14 protein-coding genes and 1 riboswitch are annotated in these 17854 nt (G+C 71.1%); of the genes, 6 read left to right on the top strand and 8 right to left on the bottom strand.

What is annotated here, in order from left to right:
• Positions 1 to 219: 219 nt before the first annotated feature.
• From ACZ5PB_RS41360 to ACZ5PB_RS41350, 3 genes are all read right to left on the bottom strand, one after another.
• The gene (locus ACZ5PB_RS41360) at positions 220 to 621 is read right to left on the bottom strand and encodes an ATP-binding protein (protein ID WP_468698693.1); all 402 of its coding nucleotides are present in this window, start codon (positions 619 to 621) and stop codon (positions 220 to 222) included.
• Between the two features lie 68 nt (positions 622 to 689).
• Entirely contained in the window at positions 690 to 1073 is a 384-nt protein-coding gene (locus ACZ5PB_RS41355) for an STAS domain-containing protein (protein WP_468698692.1), read from the bottom strand.
• 200 nt (positions 1074 to 1273) lie between these two features.
• Positions 1274 to 2239, bottom strand: coding sequence for a GDSL-type esterase/lipase family protein (locus ACZ5PB_RS41350; protein WP_468698690.1), 966 nt, complete (start codon positions 2237 to 2239; stop codon positions 1274 to 1276).
• 372 nt (positions 2240 to 2611) lie between these two features.
• Here ACZ5PB_RS41350 and ACZ5PB_RS41345 point away from each other — a divergent pair, with 372 nt between their 5' ends.
• Both ACZ5PB_RS41345 and ACZ5PB_RS41340 read left to right on the top strand, forming a co-directional pair.
• Positions 2612 to 4096, top strand: a complete 1485-nt coding sequence (locus tag ACZ5PB_RS41345) for an amino acid permease (protein ID WP_468698688.1) — start codon at positions 2612 to 2614, stop codon at positions 4094 to 4096.
• A gap of 18 nt (positions 4097 to 4114) precedes the next feature.
• Positions 4115 to 4570 (top strand): Lrp/AsnC family transcriptional regulator, encoded by a 456-nt coding sequence (locus tag ACZ5PB_RS41340; RefSeq protein ID WP_468698687.1) that lies wholly within the window; start codon positions 4115 to 4117, stop codon positions 4568 to 4570.
• Between the two features lie 5 nt (positions 4571 to 4575).
• On the opposite strand, the gene ACZ5PB_RS41335 is transcribed toward ACZ5PB_RS41340, so the two are convergent.
• Positions 4576 to 5151 carry a Repetin gene (locus tag ACZ5PB_RS41335; protein WP_468698686.1) on the bottom strand — a complete coding sequence of 192 codons (576 nt, stop codon included), beginning with the start codon at positions 5149 to 5151 and terminating at the stop codon, positions 4576 to 4578.
• Between the two features lie 369 nt (positions 5152 to 5520).
• Between ACZ5PB_RS41335 and ACZ5PB_RS41330 the strand changes: the two genes are divergently transcribed.
• Both ACZ5PB_RS41330 and ACZ5PB_RS41325 read left to right on the top strand, forming a co-directional pair.
• Positions 5521 to 6351: a carbon-nitrogen hydrolase family protein gene (locus tag ACZ5PB_RS41330; RefSeq protein WP_468698685.1), complete on the top strand. Its 831-nt coding sequence runs from the start codon at positions 5521 to 5523 to the stop codon at positions 6349 to 6351.
• A 200-nt stretch (positions 6352 to 6551) separates the two neighbouring features.
• On the top strand, positions 6552 to 8246 hold the full coding sequence (locus tag ACZ5PB_RS41325; RefSeq protein WP_468698684.1) for a flavin monoamine oxidase family protein: 1695 nt from the start codon (positions 6552 to 6554) through the stop codon (positions 8244 to 8246).
• Positions 8247 to 8279: 33 nt separating this feature from the next.
• Here ACZ5PB_RS41325 and ACZ5PB_RS41320 read toward each other — a convergent pair whose 3' ends face one another.
• On the bottom strand, positions 8280 to 9008 hold the full coding sequence (locus ACZ5PB_RS41320) for a DUF5995 family protein (RefSeq protein ID WP_468698683.1): 729 nt from the start codon (positions 9006 to 9008) through the stop codon (positions 8280 to 8282).
• A gap of 374 nt (positions 9009 to 9382) precedes the next feature.
• On the opposite strand from ACZ5PB_RS41320, the gene ACZ5PB_RS41315 reads away from it, so the two are divergent.
• Positions 9383 to 10501: a glycoside hydrolase family 6 protein gene (locus tag ACZ5PB_RS41315; RefSeq protein WP_468698699.1), complete on the top strand. Its 1119-nt coding sequence runs from the start codon at positions 9383 to 9385 to the stop codon at positions 10499 to 10501.
• A gap of 384 nt (positions 10502 to 10885) precedes the next feature.
• Here ACZ5PB_RS41315 and ACZ5PB_RS41310 read toward each other — a convergent pair whose 3' ends face one another.
• Together ACZ5PB_RS41310 and ACZ5PB_RS41305 are read right to left on the bottom strand one after the other, a co-directional pair.
• Positions 10886 to 12277, bottom strand: coding sequence for a uracil-xanthine permease family protein (locus ACZ5PB_RS41310; RefSeq protein ID WP_468698682.1), 1392 nt, complete (start codon positions 12275 to 12277; stop codon positions 10886 to 10888).
• An 80-nt stretch (positions 12278 to 12357) separates the two neighbouring features.
• Positions 12358 to 13584 carry an MFS transporter gene (locus ACZ5PB_RS41305; RefSeq protein ID WP_468698681.1) on the bottom strand — a complete coding sequence of 409 codons (1227 nt, stop codon included), beginning with the start codon at positions 13582 to 13584 and terminating at the stop codon, positions 12358 to 12360.
• Positions 13585 to 13696: 112 nt separating this feature from the next.
• Here ACZ5PB_RS41305 and ACZ5PB_RS41300 point away from each other — a divergent pair, with 112 nt between their 5' ends.
• Positions 13697 to 14860, top strand: a complete 1164-nt coding sequence (locus ACZ5PB_RS41300) for an ROK family transcriptional regulator (RefSeq protein ID WP_468698680.1) — start codon at positions 13697 to 13699, stop codon at positions 14858 to 14860.
• Between the two features lie 97 nt (positions 14861 to 14957).
• Here ACZ5PB_RS41300 and ACZ5PB_RS41295 read toward each other — a convergent pair whose 3' ends face one another.
• Positions 14958 to 17366: a chitinase C-terminal domain-containing protein gene (locus ACZ5PB_RS41295; RefSeq protein WP_468698678.1), complete on the bottom strand. Its 2409-nt coding sequence runs from the start codon at positions 17364 to 17366 to the stop codon at positions 14958 to 14960.
• A 230-nt stretch (positions 17367 to 17596) separates the two neighbouring features.
• A riboswitch (FMN riboswitch) is annotated at positions 17597 to 17727 on the top strand.
• Positions 17728 to 17854: the final 127 nt, after the last annotated feature.

Genomic DNA, 17854 nt, shown 5'->3' with positions numbered 1-17854 from the left:
TTCCCCCCCTTCTGCACCCCCCCAAAAAACCCTCGGGGGGGGCCCCCCCCCCCCCACGACCACCCCCCCCCCCCCACCCCCCCCTCTCCCCCCCCCCCCCCCCCCCCCCCCCCCCCTCCCCCCGGACCTGGGACTCGAACCGACCGGAACCCGAACCGGGAGACGACGACCGGGGGACGACGGGAGACGACTCGGCCTCAGACGGGAGGCGACTCGGCCTCAGCAGGCCGTTCCCGCCGGGCGCAGCCAGATCGCGCGGACCCGCTTCCCCTCCGGCAGTGTGCGGACCTCCACCTGGCCCGCGAGCCGCATCACCATGTGCCAGCCGAAGCCACCGCCGCCGGAGAAGTCCGGTTCACGGGCCACCGGCGGGTCCGGGCTGGAGTCGTCCATCTCGACCACCAGCCTCTCGTGCCCGCCGCGCAGCCGCAGCCGCCACCAGCCGGAGGTGTGCCGTACGGCATTGGTCACCAGCTCGCTGACCACCAGCAGCACCGCGTCGAGATCGGCCCAGGGGCAGTGCTGGGCGAGATACGCGGCGGCGGTGTCCCTGGCCGACGCGCTGTCTCCGCGCGCCCCGCGCGCTCCGTCGGTTCCTTGCGGTGAGTCCAGGACAACCATGGGCGGCTCCTCAGTCATCGACCGCTCGCTTACCCCGACTTCACGAAGTCATGGCTCCTCGGGCCCCCTCAGTTCCGGGCGTGTGCGGCGAACGCCGCCTCCGGGTCCGGGAAGACGCGGAAGACCTCGTCGAGTCCGGTGACCCGGAACACCTTCCCCACCGTCGGGCCGACCCCGCTGACCACGATGTCCGCTCCCGCGGCCAGTGCCACCTTCCGCGCGATGATCAGCATCGTGATGCCGGTGGAGTCGAAGAAGGTCAGCTTCGACAGGTCCAGGACCAGCAGTCTGCCGGGGGCGAGCGGCAGCCGGACCAGGAGGGAGCGCAGCGGGGGCGAGTTGTCGAAGTCGAGGTCGCCGGAGAGGGTGAGCACCACGCCGGTGGGCAGTTCTCGCACGAGGACGTCCAGTTGGCGGTCGGCTTCCGGGGAAATGCCAGGGTTATGGATCATGCGCTGTCCCAGTCCTAGAGGTCGCCGCCGAGGGCGCTGCGGCCGTTCTCCGGGTCGGAGTCCCGGCGGGCGTACGGGGGGCCGGCCGGGCCGGAAGACTCCTGCGGTCCATCCCGTCCCGCCCCGGATACCCCCTGGGGCGCGGCTCATTCGCCCCACCCCACCGGTCATCCCGGAATGCGGAACGCGGAATGCGGCATTCACGGCAGCAGCTTCCCCAGCGCCTGCGCCACCGCCTCCGCGAGCAGCGCGTGTCCGGCGTCGTTGGGATGCAGCCCGTCCGCGAGGTGTCCTGGGCCCAGCAGCCCGTGTCCCGGCAGCAGTGCCAGTCGGTGGTCCCCGGCGGCGATTTCGTCCCGTACGACGCCCTCCAGGGCCTCGCGCAGCTCCGCCAGCGTCGCGCCGAGCGCGTTCGGGGTCCGCTCGGCGGCCGGACGCAGGACGGGGGAGACGACGAGGAGCGGGGTGTGCGGATGGCCCTGCCGTACGAGGGCGAGGAAGGCCCGCACCGTCTCGGTCAGCAGGGGAGCGGTGAACGGGGCGCACCCCCAGCAGTTGGTGCCGAAGGCGAGGGTCAGCGCGTCGGCGGGGACCGCCGCCAGGTGCTGGGCGACCGCCAGCTCGCCCCGCCCGGCGCCCGCGTGGCCCAGGTTCACCGTGTCCAGGTCCAGCAGCCGCCCGGCCGCGGCGGGCCAGGCGTGCGCCGGTCTGGTCGACCACCAGCCCTCGGTGATGGAGTCGCCGTGCACCAGCCAGCGCGGGCGCTGCGGGGCGGGCTCGACGCGGCCCCGGCAGGCCCGGATCCCGAGGAAGTACGGCGACTGCGACTCGGGCGGGTAAACGGTGAACGGGCCGGGGAGCGGCGGGAGTTCGAGACGTACCACCGCCTCCCTGGCCGGTGCGGCCAGCACCTCGGCCACCTGCCGGTCGCCCGCCCACAGCCCGAATCCGTGCGGTACGTCACCGGGTTCCGCGCGGTAGTGCAGCTCGACGGCGTCCGCCCCGTGCGGGACGAACTCCAGCCGCACCCCCACCGGCACCCCGGCGCGCTCCAGCACGTCCCACGGCAGCCGGTCCAGGTCCCCGGGGTCCGCCCGCAGCGGCCGCCCGCCGTCGTCGCGCCACACCACTCCGCGCAGGAACGGCCCGGGATCGAGCCAGGTCATCGACGCCTCCCCTCGGTCCGGCCACACCGGACCCGTGCCCCTCACCCTGCCCGTGCCGAGCGGTGGGCATGAGCGGAACGGCGGTAAAGGCGGGCCGCGAGACCGAGTTGACGTACCGGACAAAAGGGAAATCGAAAGCTGGGGCGCAATAAAAAGCCATCCAAGGCGATTGCGCGCAATGATCATCCGGCAATGCGCAAGGTTGCTGCATTACGGGCGGGAACTTCCGCCTCATAGGCTTCACCGCTGTACGTGGAGTGGCGGGGACCGCCTGCTCGGCGGTTCCCGGGCCCGGGCAGCTTCGTCATGCCCGCGGGACCTGTGCCGCCGTGGTCGCCGCTGCCCGCCCAGGCAGCCAGAAGGAGCCACCCCGTGTTGGATCAAGGCGCAGCGCCACCCGCCGTTCCCCCGTCCGCATCCGGAGCCCGCACCGGATCCCCGCTGATGCGCCGCAAGCCGGTGGAACTGCTGGTCAGTGAGGGTGGCAAGGGCGAGGGGGGCTCGCTCAAGCGCTCGCTGTCGATGTGGCAGCTGACCATGATCAGCATCGGTGCCACCCTCGGCACCGGCATCTTCGTCGTCCTCGGCGAAGCCGTGCCGAAGGCCGGTCCCGCGGTCACGATCTCGTTCGTGATCGCCGGTCTCACCGCGCTCTTCTCGGCCCTGTCGTACGCCGAACTCGCGGGCAGCATCCCGGTCTCCGGCTCCTCCTACTCGTATGCGTACGCAACGATGGGTGAACTCGTCGCCTGGATCTGCGGCTGGTGCCTGGTCCTGGAGTACGGCGTCTCGGTGGCGGCGGTCGCCGTCGGCTGGGGCGAGTACCTCAATGAATTCCTCGACGGGACGATCGGCGTCACCATCCCCGACGCGCTGTCCGCCCCACCCGGCGACGGCGGGATCTTCAACCTCCCGGCGCTCGTCGTGGTGCTGCTCGCGATGGCCTTCCTGCTCGGTGGCGCGAAGGAGTCCGCCCGCGCCAACACGATCATGGTCGCGGTGAAGATCGGCGCCCTGCTGCTCTTCTGCGCGATCGGCTTCCTCGGCTTCAAGTCCGGCAACTACGAGGACTTCATGCCGCTGGGCATGACGGGCGTCAGCGCCGCCGGTGCCTCGCTCTTCTTCTCGTACATCGGCTTCGACGCCGCCTCCACGGCCGGCGAGGAGGCGAAGAACCCGCAGCGCGACCTGCCGCGCGCGATCATGCTCTCGCTGATCATCGTCACCGCGCTGTACGTCCTGGTCGCGGCCGTCGCCGTCGGCGCCCGCAACTGGAAGGGCTTCGAGGGCTCGGAGGCCGCGCTCGCCGGGATCATGAAGGACGTCACCGGACAGGCCTTCTGGGGCACCCTGCTCGCGGCCGGCGCCGTCATCGCCATCGCGAGCGTCGTCCTGACCGTGCTGTACGGGCAGACCCGCGTGCTCTTCGCGATGTCCCGCGACGGCCTGGTGCCGAAGGTCTTCGCCAAGGTCAGCCCGCGCACCAAGACGCCCCGCATCAACACGGTCATCGTCTCGCTCTTCTGCGGCGTGCTGGCCTCGGCGATCCCGCTGGGCAAACTGGTGGACGCGACCAGCATCGGCACGCTCTTCGCCTTCGGCCTGGTCAACATCGCGGTGGTCATCCTGCGCCGGACACGCCCGGACATGAACCGGACTTTCCGGGTGCCGCTGGGCCCCGTCTTCCCGATTCTGGGCTTCGGTTTCTGCGTCTACAACATGTTCGGTCTGGGAACCCCGACCTGGATCGTCTTCGGAATCTGGATGGCCGTCGGTCTCGTGTTCTACTTCGGATACGGCATTCGTCACTCGCGGCTGGCGAAGGGCGGGCCGGAGAAGGTTTCCGCAAACGCGTAGAAAAGTGATCCACCCGCAGTGCGACTGAACGATCTCGACGAGCGCATCGTCCATGCCCTGGCGGAGGACGCCCGCCGCTCGTACGCCGACATCGGCTCCCTGGTGGGCCTGTCCGCCCCCGCGGTGAAACGGCGGGTGGACCGGCTGCGGGCGGACGGCGCCATCACGGGCTTCACGGTCCGCGTCGACCCGGCGGCGCTCGGCTGGGAGACCGAGGGCTTCATCGAGATCTACTGCCGGCGCAACACGTCGCCGGAGGCCATCAACCGTGGCCTGGAGCGTTACCCGGAGATCGCGTCCGCCTCCACCGTGACCGGTGAGGCGGACGCGATCGTCCAGGTCTTCGCCTCCGACATGCGGCACTTCGAACGCGTCCTGGAGCGGATCGCGGGGGAGCCGTTCGTGGAGCGGACGAAGTCGGTGCTGGTGCTGTCGCCCCTGCTGCGCAGGTTCTCCTCGGGGTCGCCCGCCTAGGGTGCTCACCCCATTTCGAACGGGAGCACCTCGAAGTCGCCGGTCTTCGCGTCCACCTTCTCGATCGGCACCGAGCCCAGGCACTTGCCCAGCCCGCGCGGCTGCTCGGTGAGGTGGCCGTTCAGCAGCCAGCTGTAGCCCAGCCGGTCGCCCTCGGGCCGGTCGTCGACGGTGATGCCCACGCGCTTGCCGTACTGCCCCGCGATGTTGCTCTTCGCGACGGTGCCCGTGACGATCGCGACCTTGCCGCCCGTCACCAGGCAGTCCACCTTCACGTCCGCCCACTGCACCTTGCCGTCGGGCCACTGGTGGCGGACGCTGACCGTGCCCTTGGCCTTGTCGGGGAACGCGCCCGCCGGCAGGTGTGCGTCGAAGCCGAACGTGATCACGTGCTCGGGCCGGTCCAGCCGGGCCTTCCCGGTGAGGGCGGCGGCCTCGCGGGGAGCGGTTTGGGTTGGGGTTGGGGCCGACGTGGCCCGGGGAGTGCCGGTGTCCGCTGCCGAGGCGGCGGCGGTTCCCGCCGCTCCGGCCGTGATCAGGAGTGCGGCGGTGAGGGCGGTGAGGCGGGTGCGGCGGTTCATGGCGGGCCCTTTCGGGGTGCGCCTCCGGGGAGCCGGAAGCGTCTTCCTGACACCCGTCACTCTTCCGGTGCCCGGACCGGGGTACGTCGCTCCCGAGGACGGTCGTGATCCGCCGCGCGGGGGAGAGCGGGTACTCCTCGAAGCGGGTGCTCCGTGAAACCAGTGGGCCCGCTTCACCGCATGCTCAGGCCCGCCGGGGCCGTCCAGCCGCAGTCCTTCCCGGCCCCGCGCAACGAATCGCCGCCCCACCCCCCTTCCGCGCAACGGATCAACGGTCGGTCCACAACGCTCGCACCTTGTCCGGGGCGAATCCGCGGCCGTAACGTCATTACGTCTTCCCTCACCCTCCCCACCCGCCCGAGGTCCGCCATGCCGTCGTCCCCTCCGTCGCCGCCGCTCCGCGTCGCCCTGCTCCAGAGTTCCGGGCGTCCCGGGTCCGTGGCCACGAACCTCAAGGTCCTCGACGACGCCGCCGCCCGGGCCGCCGAGGCCGGGGCGGGACTGCTGGTCTGCCCGGAGATGTTCCTGACCGGCTACGCGATCGGCGTGGGCGAGGTCCACCGGCTCGCGGAGAGCGCCGACGGGGAGGGCGCGGACGCCGTCGCCGACATCGCCGTACGGCACGGCCTGGCGATCCACTACGGCTACCCCGAGCGCGACGGCGAGGCGGTCTACAACTCCGCCCAGCTCATCGACTCCACCGGAGTCCGGCTCGCCAACTACCGCAAGACCCACCTCTTCGGCGGCTTCGAGCAGGACGCCTTCACGCCCGGCGAGCGGAGCGTCGTACAGGCCGAGCTCGGCGGGCTGCGGATCGGGCTGATGATCTGCTACGACGTGGAGTTCCCGGAGAACGTCCGGGCCCACGCCCTGGCCGGCACCGACCTCCTCCTGGTGCCCACCGCGCAGATGCACCCCTTCCAGTTCGTCGCCGAGTCCGTCGTGCCGGTGCGGGCCTTCGAGAACCAGATGTACGTCGCTTACGTCAACCGGACCGGCCCCGAGGGCGAGTTCGAGTTCGTCGGACTGAGCTGCCTGGCGAGCCCCGACGGTGCCACCCGGGTGCGCGCCGGACGCGGCGAGGAACTGCTCGTCGGCGACGTGGACGGTGAACTGCTGCGCTCCTCGCGGGAGCTGAACCCCTACCTGCACGACCGCCGCCCGGCCCTGTACACGACCTTGGGCGAGTCCCCAGCCTGATCCCGGCCGAACCGCGCCTGACCCCCGCCCCGCTCGATCCCGGCCGGTCCCGGCCGCCCGGCGGAGGTCGCCACGACTCCCGGCCGGACCACATGCCTCCACGCCTCCCGGGTCCGGCCGGGACCGCACCCGCCCCGCGCGCCCCGTACCCGTATGCCTTCCGCCGCACCACCCCCCGCCCAGCTAGGAGTCCGTACCCCATGACGTCCACGGTGCCCAACGCCGTCCAGCACACCGACGCGCAGCCGCCGATCACCATGTTCGGCCCGGACTTCCCGTACGCGTACGACGACTTCCTGGCCCACCCGGCCGGCCTCGGGCAGATACCCGCGGCCGAGCACGGCGGCGAGGTCGCGGTCATCGGCGGCGGGCTCTCCGGCATCGTCGCGGCGTACGAGCTGATGAAGATGGGCCTCAAGCCCGTCGTGTACGAGGCCGACCAGATCGGCGGCCGGCTGCGGACGGTCGGTTTCGACGGGCCCGAGACCCAGGGGCTGTCCGCGGAGATGGGCGCGATGCGCTTCCCGCCGTCCTCGACCGCGCTCCAGCACTACATCGACCTGGTGGGCCTGGAGACCCGGCCCTTCCCCAACCCCCTCGCCCCCGAGACCCCGTCGACGGTCGTCGACCTCAAGGGCGAGTCGCACTACGCGGTCACCGTCGACGACCTCCCGCAGGTCTACCGCGACGTCGCCGCCGCGTGGAACGCCTGTCTGGAGGAGGGCGCCGACTTCTCCGACATGAACCAGGCCATGCGCGAGCGTGACGTCCCGCGCATCCGCGAGATCTGGGCCGAGCTCGTCGAGAAGCTCGACAACCAGACCTTCTACGGCTTCCTGTGCGAGTCCGAGGCCTTCAAGTCCTTCCGGCACCGGGAGATCTTCGGCCAGGTCGGCTTCGGCACCGGCGGCTGGGACACCGACTTCCCCAACTCCATCCTGGAGATCCTGCGGGTCGTCTACACGGAGGCGGACGACCACCACCGGGGCATCGTCGGCGGCAGCCAGCAGCTGCCGGTACGGCTCTGGGAGCGCGAGCCGGAGAAGATCGTCCACTGGGCGCAGGGCACCTCGCTGGCGAAGCTGCACGGCGGCGCCCCCAAGCCCGCCGTGACCCGGCTGCACCGTACGGCCAACAACGGCATCACGGTCACCGACGCCTCCGGCGACATCCGCACCTACCGCGCGGCCATCTTCACCGCCCAGTCCTGGCTGCTGCTCTCCAAGATCGCGTGCGACGACTCGCTCTTCCCGATCGACCACTGGACGGCGATGGAGCGGACCCACTACATGGAGTCCTCCAAGCTCTTCGTGCCCGTCGACCGGCCGTTCTGGCTGGACAAGGACGAGGAGACCGGGCGGGACGTCATGTCGATGACGCTCACCGACCGGATGACCCGGGGCACGTACCTCCTGGACGACGGCCCGGACAAGCCCGCCACCATCTGCCTCTCGTACACCTGGTGCGACGACAGCCTCAAGTGGCTGCCGCTGACCGCGAACGAGCGGATGGAGGTCATGCTCAAGTCGCTCGGCGAGATCTACCCGAAGGTCGACATCCGGAAGCACATCATCGGCAACCCGGTGACCGTGTCGTGGGAGAACGAGCCGTACTTCATGGGCGCCTTCAAGGCGAACCTGCCCGGCCACTACCGCTACCAGCGCCGCCTGTTCACCCACTTCATGCAGGACCGCCTCCCCGAGGACAAGCGCGGCATCTTCCTCGCGGGCGACGACATCTCCTGGACGGCGGGCTGGGCCGAGGGCGCGATCCAGACCGCGCTGAACGCGGTCTGGGGCGTGATGCACCACTTCGGCGGCACCACCGACGGCAGCAACCCGGGCCCGGGCGACGTGTACGACGAGATCGCCCCGGTGGAGCTGCCGGAGGACTGACCGCGCCGGAGCCGGTCAGTGGTATGCGGCCGGTCAGCGCAGCGGGGTGAGCAGACAGCGGCCCACCAGGCCGACCCCCGCATCCATCCGCTCCGCGAACTCCCGGGCCAGTTCCGGGAGTTCGCGCAGCCCCCAGAGCACCCGGGCCGCCGACCAGGCCGCGTCCCTGGCCCGCTCCAGGCTCCACGTCCCCACCAGATGCGTCAGCGGGTCGGCGATCTCCAGCAGATCGGGCCCCGGCATCAGGTCCTCGCGGATGTGCTCCTCCAGCGCCACCAGGGTCTCGCCGACCCGGTCGAACTCGCCCTCCAGCGCGCCGGGTTCGCATTCCAGCGCCGCACAGGTGTCGACCACCGCCAGGGCCAGGTCGTGCCCGATGTGCGCATTGATCCCGGCGAGCGCGAACTGCAGCGGCCGTACGCCGGGATGACGGCGGTACTGGAACAGCGGGCGCCAGCAGGCGGGCGTGCGGCGCCCCGCGGCGGCGGCGTCGACGGCGGCCAGATAACGTTCCGCGAAGAGCACACCCAGCTTGGCCGCGGCACGGGAATCGGGGAAACCGCCGCCGTCGATCTGCCGGCCGATCTCCTCGGTCACCGACAGATAGACCCGGTTGAAGACCGCGACCCCGTCGGCGGGCGGCCACTCGGCGCGGACCGTGCGCATCCGGTCCACCACGGAGTGCACGCCCGACGGCTGAGTGAGCAGTACGGAGAGCCGTGTACGGTCCCTTTGAACTGCGAAGTGCTCGATCTGTGCCATGGGGGCAGCGTCCCAGTCATAGGCTTTGGGCGATGCAGCCGGGCCGGGGCTTCCCCAGAACGAGGGAACGCGAGCCCCCGGTACCGGGGGGAAAGGGGGGGACAGACACGGTGTCAGGCATACGAGGCCAACGCCGGAAGGACCGCGTCGGAGGCAGACGCGGCGGCAGTGCCGGGAGTACCTCGGGAAGTACGTCCGGGAGCAGTACGTCGACGGAGGCAGTCGGCAGCGATACGGAGCTGCTGGTGAGCGCCGACGCGGGGACAGTGGCGGGCGCGGCCGGGGACGGGCGGGCCGCGCGACGGGCCCGCAAACCGGGCAATTCGCCTGCGAAGAATGACAAACGTGTGAACGCCGCCACCCTGCGCGGCGCGATGGCCGTGGTCGCCTCGGCCGTGGTGGCCGTGGGCACGGTTGCCGGAGTGGTCTCCGCGACGTCGGGCGAGCCGGAGCGCACCACCGCGATCCCCGAGGTCACCAGGACGCCGGAGATGCCGAGGCTCCCCGCGGTGCCGAAGCCGACGGCGGCCACCGCGTCGCCGCTGCCGTCCGCCACCGTGACGAAGAAGCCGGCGCCCAAGAAGACGCCGACGAAGAAGCCCGCACCGCCCAAGAGCCAGAACGCGCCGGTCTCCGGCAGCCTCTACCTGCACCCGGAGTCCCAGGTCCTGGACTGGGTACGGGCGAACCGGGGCGACCCACGCCAGTCGCTCATCCAGTCGAGGATCGCCGCGCAGCCGGCCGCCGTGTGGTTCGCCGAGTACAACCCGGCCACCATCACGAGCCGGGTCCGCGCGGTGACGTCGGGGGCGGCGGCTGCGGGCCGGGTGCCGGTCGTCGTGCCGTACGCGATACCCGAGCGGGACTGCGGCGGGGCCTCCCAGGGCGGGGCGCCGGACTTCGGTTCGTACGACAGCTGGATCAAGAAGTTCGCGGCCGGGCTGGGGAGCGGCGAGGCCATCGTGATCCTGGAGCCCGACTCGATCGCGCAGACCGACTGCCTGAACGACGGCCAGCGCGCCAACCGCTTCGCGGCGCTCTCGCGCGCCGGTCAGGCCATCCACGCGGCGAACCCGAGGGCCCGCGTCTACTTCGACGCCGGTCACTCGGGCTGGCACTCCGCCTCCAAGATGGCGGGCTTCCTGCGCCAGGCCAACGCCGCGACCAACAGCGACGGCATCTTCACCAACGTGTCGAACTTCCACCGCACCGCGGACGAGGTCTCCTACGCCCGCAGCGTCCTGTCCGCGCTGGGCGGTCCGTCCTCCCTGGGCGCGGTGATCGACACCAGCCGCAACGGCAACGGCGCCCCGGCAGCCGGCCAATGGTGCGACCCCTCGGGGCGCGCGCTCGGCCGCCCTCCGACGACGAAGACGGGCGAGTCCCGCATCGACGCGTACCTGTGGGTGAAACTCCCGGGGGAGTCGGACGGCTGCAAGGGGGCGGCGGGGAGTTTCACACCGGACTATGCGGTGGAACTGGCGAACGGGTAGGGGAGGGGGCGGGCTGGGGAGCACCCCCACCTCCTCCCGCCACACGGCACCCGAACCGTTGAACGGTGCCGCGCCTGCGGCGGGCAGATGCCCCTCCCCGCCCCTTCCCTAGACCGCTGGCCGCGGGGCCGGGGGTTCGTTGCGCGCGGGCCGGTGGTGGGTTGCTCGCGCAGTTCCCCGCGCCCCTAACTACGAGTACTCAGGGGCGCGGGGAACTGCGCGGCCAGCCACATCGAACCTGCACATATGACCACCGGCCGTGGCCGGGCCCGCCACCTGCCCTCCCACCCACTCGCCCGTACGGGCCGGGGTCTGGGGCAGCGCCCCAGTTTCGGGAAGGGGCGGGGAGGGGAAAGGCCCGCGCAGCGGACCCCCCCCACCTCGTCAGGGCTTCGAACTCTCGTCGTACGACGACGTCCCCGAATCCAGCAACGGCTCCCGTTCCCCCGAAGCCCCCTTCATATGCGCCGGCGCCAACGCCCTCAACACGTGATACCCCGTGATCACCACGATCGTCCCCAGCGCGATCCCACTCAGCTCAAAGCTGTCCGTGAACTTCAGGCTCACCCCACCGACCCCGATGATGATCCCCGCCGCCGCCGGCACCAGGTTCAGCGGATTGCGCAGGTCCACCTTCGCGTTGATCCAGATCTGCGCGCCGAGCAGCCCGATCATGCCGTACAGGATGACGGTGATCCCGCCCAGCACACCCCCCGGGATGGCCGCCACGACCGCCCCGAACTTCGGGCACAGGCCGAAGAGGAGGGCGAAGAAGGCCGCCGCCCAGTACGCCGCCGTCGAGTAGACGCGGGTGGCAGCCATGACGCCGATGTTCTCCGAGTACGTCGTGTTCGGCGGGCCGCCCACCGCCGTCGACAGCATCGACGCCGCGCCGTCCGCTGCGATCGCCGTGCCCAGCTTGTCGTCGAGGTTGTCGCCGGTCATCTCGCCGACGGCCTTCACATGGCCCGCGTTCTCGGCGATCAGTGCGATGACCACCGGCAGGGCGACCAGGATCGCCGACCACTCGAAGCTCGGTCCGTGGAAGGACGGCAGGCCGATCCAGTCCGCCTTGGCGACTCCGGAGAGGTCGAGGCGCCAGTGCTCGGTGACGGTGCCGCCGACCGGGGAGCTGATCTTGCCGAAGACCAGGTCGAAGAGCCAGGAGATGCCGTAGCCGAAGATCAGGCCGAGGAAGATCGCGATGCGCGAGAGGAATCCGCGCAGCGCCACCACGGCCAAACCGGTGAACAGCATCACCAGCAGCGCCGTCCACTGGTCCTGCGGCCAGTACGTCGTGGCCGTGACCGGCGCCAGGTTGAAGCCGATCAGCATCACCACCGCGCCCGTCACCACCGGCGGCATCGCGGCGTGGATGATCCGCGCGCCGAACCGCTGCACCGCAAGCCCTGCGAGGAAGAGTGCCGCGCCCACCACGAACACCGCACCGGTGACCGTCGCGCTGTCGCCGCCGGTCGCCCGGATCGCCGCCGCCACACCCACGAAGGAGAGCGAACAGCCCAGGTAGGACGGGACCTTGCCCTTGGTGGCCAGCAGGAAGATGGCCGTCGCGACACCCGACATCATGATGGCGAGGTTCGGGTCGAGGCCCATCAGGACCGGCGCCACGAAACTCGCCCCGAACATCGCCACCACATGCTGGGCACCCAGCCCCGCCGTGCGCGGCCAGGTCAGCCGTTCGTCGGGGCGGACGACGGCTCCGGGCGTCGGGGTGCGCCCGTCACCGTGCAAGGTCCAGCGGACGCCGAGGCCCATGGGTACTCCTGTTCAGCTTTGCTTCTGGTCTAAGGTGACCGTTTTCGATCGAAGCAAATGCTATGGCTGAAAAGGAGTGCTCACTTCCCGGTCGTCGGCGTCGATGTCTGCGTCGGCGTTGGCGTCTGTGTCGGCGCCGGTTCCGACGGGGTGGCCTCCCGGCCCGCCCCGCGCAGCACCTGAGCACCCACCACCAGCCCGAACGCCAGCACCGTCACCAGCCCGAACGACACCACCAGCGAGGTCGCGTCCGCCACCGCGCCGATCGCCGACGGGGCGATCAGACCCGAGGTGTACGTGATCGTGGCGACGCCCGCGATGGCCTGGCTGGGATGGGGGCCACTGCGCCCCGCCGCCGCGAAGGCGAGCGGGACGACCACCGCGACCCCGAGCCCCAGCAGTCCGAATCCGGCCAGCGCCAGCGGCACGTTCGGCGCCAGGACCACCAGCAGTCCGCCGACGGTCGCCGCCGCGCCGCCCACCCGCACCGTGGGCACCGGGCCGAACCGGTCCACCACCCTGTCGCCCGCGAGCCGCGCCACCGCCATGGTCAGCGCGAACGCCGTCGTGGACGCGGCCGCCAGACCCGGGTCGGTGTTCAGGACGTCCCGCAGGTAGACCGCCGACCAGTCCAGGCTCGCCCCCTCCGCGAACACCGCGCAGAAGCCGACCGCACCGATGACCAGCGCCGACTTCGGCGGCAGGGTGAAGCGCGGCGGAGCCTCCGCCTCCGGAGCGCTGTGCAGGTCCAGTACGCCCTGGCAGGCGAGCAGTCCGAGCGCGGTCAGCACGAGCGCCGCGAGCAGGTGGTGCAGCCGGGCGTCGCTGCCCAGGTGCGCGGCGAGCGTGCCGCCCGCCGAGCCGATCAGGGCGCCCAGGCTCCACATGCCGTGCAGGCCGGACATGATCGACCTGTTGAGCCGGTTCTCCACCTCGACGCCCAGCGCGTTCATCGCCACGTCCGACATGCCGGCCGTCGCCCCGTACACGAAGAGCACCGCGCAGAGCGTCCAGATGTTCGGTGCCAGCGAGGGCAGGGTGAGGGCCAGGGTCCACAGCGTCAGCAGGCCGCGCAGTGCGTTGCGGGCGCCGAAGCGGTGACTGATCGCCCCGGCCAGCGGCATCGCCACCGAGGCGCCGATCGCCGGGAAGGCGAGCGCCAGACCGAGCTGGCCCGCGCTGATCGAGGTGTGGTCCTGGATCCAGGGGATACGGGTGGCGAAGCTGCCGGTCACCGCCCCGTGGACACAGAAGACGGCCGCGATGGCATACCGCGCCCGCTTCACCCGTTCCGTACCGAATTCCATGAGTCCCCTCTTGTCCCTGCTCGTGTGGTCGATCCGTGGCGCCGTCCCGCCGTATCGCGCCGTAAACTATCAGGAAGCCTGCCTGATAAATAGATCTGAAAGGATCCGGCCCATGCCCGCCTCTCCGAGCACCGCCCGCGCCATCAACGACCGGCGCGCCCTGCACCTGCTCCAGGAGGAGGGCCCGTTGACGGCGGGACAGCTCAAGTCCCTCACCGGCCTCTCCCGGCCCTCCGTGGCCGACCTGGTGGAACGCCTCCAGGACGCCGGGCTCGTCGCCGTCGTCGGCGAGACGGGTACCGAGCGGCGCGGGCCCAATGCACGGGTGTACGGGATCGTCGCCGAGCGCGCCCACCTCGCCGCCCTGGACGTACGGACCGGCAGCGTCGGCGTGGGCGTCGCCGACCTCCTCGGCCGCACCCTCGCCGAGGCGACCCTGCCCATCGCCGGCGACGTACCCACCGAAGCGGCGGTGGAAGCGGCCGTCGCCCTCCTGGAGCGCACCGCCCGCACCGCAGGGGCGCCCGCGCTGCACAGCGTCGGCATCGGCGCACCCGGCCTGATCGACCCGGCCACCGGCGAACTGCGCGACAGCTCCGGGCTGCCCGCCTGGCACCGCAGACTCGTCGCCGTACTCCAGGAGCGGCTGCCCGCCGCCGTCCTCGTCCAGAACGAGACCAATCTCGCCGCCGTCGCCGAGCAGCGGCTGGGCGCCGCCAGGGGCCACGACACCTTCGTGTTCCTGTGGCTGGGAGAGGGGGTGGGCGCCGCCGTCGTGCTGGACGGGAAGCTGCGCAGGGGGGCGTCCGGCGGTGCGGGCGAGGTCGGGTTCCTGCCGGTGCCGGGGACCAAGGGGCTGCCCTCGGCCACCGGCTGCGACGGCGGATTCCACTCCCTCGTGGGCGGCACAGCGGTCTGTGAACTCGCGGCGGCGCACGGGCTGCCGACCGGCCCCGACGCGCCTGCCGTCATCGCCGCCGCGCTGGCGGCGGGGGAGCGGGCCGAGCCCTTCCTCGACGCGCTCGCCGAACGTCTCGCCCTCGGGGCGGCGGCCGTCGTGGCCGTCCTCGACCCGGGCTGCCTGGTCCTCGGCGGCGACATGGGCCTGGCGGGCGGCAAGGCCCTGGCCGACCGGGTCGAGGCCAGGCTCGCCGAACTGTCCCCGCTGCACACGGAGGTACGGGCCGGAGAGCTCGGCGGCGGCGCGGTCCTCGACGGGGCGCTGCTGATCGCCCGCGAGGCGGCCCAGGACGAGCTCTTCGGCCCGGCGTCGTAACCCTTCGGGACTGTGCGGGGCCCGCGGGTGGAAGTAACGCACTCCGCCCCGGCCCGTGCGGGGACGGAGGGCCGGGGCGGAGCGCAGGGGGGAAGCGTCAGCAGGCTCCTAGGTCCTGCCAGACACCCCATTCGCCGGTGGTGCCGGGCTCCGCGCCCTGCGTCCACCACTTGGCCTTCCACTGGTGCGCCTTGTGCGACACCGTGGCTCCGCTGGTGTACGGGGTGGCCGCCGCGTAGGCCGGCGCGGTGCAGGCGCCCGGGGTCGGGGTCGGGGTCGGCGTCGGGTCGGGGCCGGGGCCCGTACCCGTGCCGGGCTCGACGGTCTCCGTGCCGCGTGCCAGGTCACCGGCGAGCGCGTACGAGGTGCCGCCGATGTTCACCGTCCAGTTCCAGGGGGTGGAGACGGGCAGGTAGTAGTTGAAGGACAGGTCGACCGAGGCGCCGGGGGCCAGCGTCTGCCAGGCCGGGAGCTTCAGCGAGGCCCGGTGGAAGTCGCCCTTCAGACCGCCGGCGTTGCTGCCGGTGTGGTCGCTGCTGATCACCTTGGTGCCGAAGCCCGACTGGTCGGACGCGTTGGCCGGGGCCGTCGTCGCGTAGTCGAACTGGAACTCCGTACCGCCCGGCAGCGTCGTCTTCGTGTTGTTGGTGATCTTCAGCTTCGGGGTGATCGGGTAGTTGGAGTCGCCGAGCTTGAACTCGCCGAACTCGACGCCGATGTTCACGGCCTTCTTGGGCAGTGCCTTATTGGAGACCGTGGCGCCGTAGGGCTTGGCCGCCTTGAACTTGTCGTACATGAGCGAGGTGAGCGTGGAGCCGGTCTCGTACTGGCCCTTGGCCGCGTTCCAGCCGTAGTCGCCGGCCAGCTCCCAGATCATGGTGCCGCCGATGCCCCGGTCCACCACGTAGTCGGCCTTGGCGCCGATGGACTGCTCGTCCTCGGTCGACAGGAAGACCTTGTTCTCGGCGTTCCACAGCCACGGCGCGACCAGCGAGGAGTCGTACTTGCGGACGTAGGTGCCCGAGAGCTTGGTGCCGGAGGGGAAGCCGTACTTGGTGACGTAGTCGCCGACGATCCCCTTCTCCAGGTTCTTCGCGTGCCACATCGGGTTGGAGCCCGCCGGGGACTCCTTGCCGTTGTCGTCCTTGTCGTGCCACAGGTTGTCGATGCCGACCGCGCCGTCACCGCACTTGGTCAGGCCCGATCCGGCCGGGCAGCTGGTGGCCGCCGCCTTGCCCCACAGGCCGTCGGTGCCGCCCTGCACGTTCTTGTGGCCGCGGGTGTAGTACGGCAGGCCCACGTTGATGCGTCCCGACGGCATCGAGCCGCGGAAGTAGTGGTACGCCCAGTCGGTGTTGAGGTAGCCGATGCCGCCGTACTGGGCGCTGCCGTAGACGTTGGCGGCGGCCAGTTCGCCGTCCTTGCCGTTGTCGAAGAGCGCGGCGTTGGGGCCGACGTACTCGTTCCAGGCGCCGTGCAGGTCGTAGGACATGATGTTGACGTAGTCCAGGTACTTCTGGACCTGGAAGGTCTCCATGCCGCGCAGCAGATAGCCGGAGGAGGGGGCGGCGACGGTGAGCAGGTAGTGCTTGCCGTCGGTGGCGCCCGCCGTGTCGAGCTTCTCGCGCAGGGTCTTCATCAGCGCCGCGTAGCCCTTGACCAGGCCGCCGCGCCGGGCGTTGGAGATGCCGAAGTCGGCCGGGTGGCCCGCGTCCTTCATCGAGGTCGGGTACTCGTAGTCGATGTCGACGCCGTTGAAGCCGTACTTCTTGATGAAGGAGACGGCCGAGTCGGCGAAGGTGTTGATGCCCGCCTGGTTCACCGAGCCGTCGGCGTTGGTGGCCATCGTGTAGAAGCCGCCGGAGGCGACGCGCTTGCCGTCCTCGCCGAAGTAGCCGCCGGTCTCGGCCCAACCGCCCACCGACACCAGGGTCTTGACGTTCGGGTGCTTCTTCTTGAATTTGTTCAGCAGATTGAAATGGCCCTTGTAAGGGAGCGCCGGGTCCATCTCGGCGCCCGCGACGCCCGGCCAGGTCATCCCGGTCGCGGCGTTCTTCTCGCCGTCGGCGCCGACGGACAGCTTGTGGGAGCCGTCGATGTGGCCGAACGCGTAATTGAGGTGGGTGACCTTGTCCCAGGGGATGTCGGACGCCAGGTAGGAGGGCAGTCCGTCCTTGCCGGTGCGCCAGCCGGTGAAGTAGCCGATGACGCGGCGCTGGTGGTCGGCGCCCATCTTCTCGCGGCCCTCGGTGTCGTAGACCGAGCAGTAAGGGACGTCCACGCCAGGGGTCTTGTAAAGCCCGTCGGGCCGACAGGACTCGTTGTCCACGACGGCTGGAGCTTCGCCGGAGGGCGAGGCCTGGGCGGAGAGGGTGCCGCCGAGGAGGGCGGTGAGCGCGGCGGTCGCGGTGCCCGCGGCCAGCAGCACCGACCGGGCGGAGCGCAAGGAGCGCACGGACCGCGCGGGTCCGGCGTCATTGGATCTTGTACGAGTGGGGGACAGCACGTCAGGTCCTCCTGTGGAGGCTCGGGCGTCACACGACGGAACGGGGATGGGGCCGTGCAGTGCCCGGGGCGTGCGCACACCGTCGGGCTGTCTCCTGGGAGGTGACGCAGACGTTAAGAGGACTAGACCAGCCGGGTCAATAGGTCTGGACCAAATGCTGTGAGTCAGCCCACAAGCACGTTCGGGTAACGCCCGCGATCAGTCGTGGCACACTGGCCGTGTACCAGCAGCAGCGCACTCCGGGGTCGGTGTAATTCCGAACCGGCGGTTATAGTCCGCGACCCGGTCACCTCCAGTGACCGGTTGACCAGGTGTAATTCCTGGACCGACGGTGAAAGTCCGGATGGGAGGCAGTGCGCGGCGGGCCGTCACAGGTCTTTTCGGTACGCCGCCGTCGGCGGGCTCGACCCGGTTTTCTCCCGGGCGGAGCCCTCTTTCCCGGCTCGGCGTGGCCGTTGTCGTACCCCCGTGACGCACCCGTTTTCTCT

This window comes from Streptomyces sp. NPDC032721, assembly GCF_055579625.1.
This window is presented reverse-complemented; position numbering and strand designations above follow the sequence as displayed.

Coding starts and splice junctions, on each gene's coding strand:
- ACZ5PB_RS41360 (WP_468698693.1), bottom strand. CDS start 621: ATGGTTGTCCTGGACTCACCGCAAGGAACCGACGGAGCGCGCGGGGCG.
- ACZ5PB_RS41355 (WP_468698692.1), bottom strand. CDS start 1,073: ATGATCCATAACCCTGGCATTTCCCCGGAAGCCGACCGCCAACTGGAC.
- ACZ5PB_RS41350 (WP_468698690.1), bottom strand. CDS start 2,239: ATGACCTGGCTCGATCCCGGGCCGTTCCTGCGCGGAGTGGTGTGGCGC.
- ACZ5PB_RS41335 (WP_468698686.1), bottom strand. CDS start 5,151: ATGAACCGCCGCACCCGCCTCACCGCCCTCACCGCCGCACTCCTGATC.
- ACZ5PB_RS41330 (WP_468698685.1), top strand. CDS start 5,521: ATGCCGTCGTCCCCTCCGTCGCCGCCGCTCCGCGTCGCCCTGCTCCAG.
- ACZ5PB_RS41325 (WP_468698684.1), top strand. CDS start 6,552: ATGACGTCCACGGTGCCCAACGCCGTCCAGCACACCGACGCGCAGCCG.
- ACZ5PB_RS41320 (WP_468698683.1), bottom strand. CDS start 9,008: ATGGCACAGATCGAGCACTTCGCAGTTCAAAGGGACCGTACACGGCTC.
- ACZ5PB_RS41315 (WP_468698699.1), top strand. CDS start 9,383: ATGGCCGTGGTCGCCTCGGCCGTGGTGGCCGTGGGCACGGTTGCCGGA.
- ACZ5PB_RS41310 (WP_468698682.1), bottom strand. CDS start 12,277: ATGGGCCTCGGCGTCCGCTGGACCTTGCACGGTGACGGGCGCACCCCG.
- ACZ5PB_RS41305 (WP_468698681.1), bottom strand. CDS start 13,584: ATGGAATTCGGTACGGAACGGGTGAAGCGGGCGCGGTATGCCATCGCG.
- ACZ5PB_RS41300 (WP_468698680.1), top strand. CDS start 13,697: ATGCCCGCCTCTCCGAGCACCGCCCGCGCCATCAACGACCGGCGCGCC.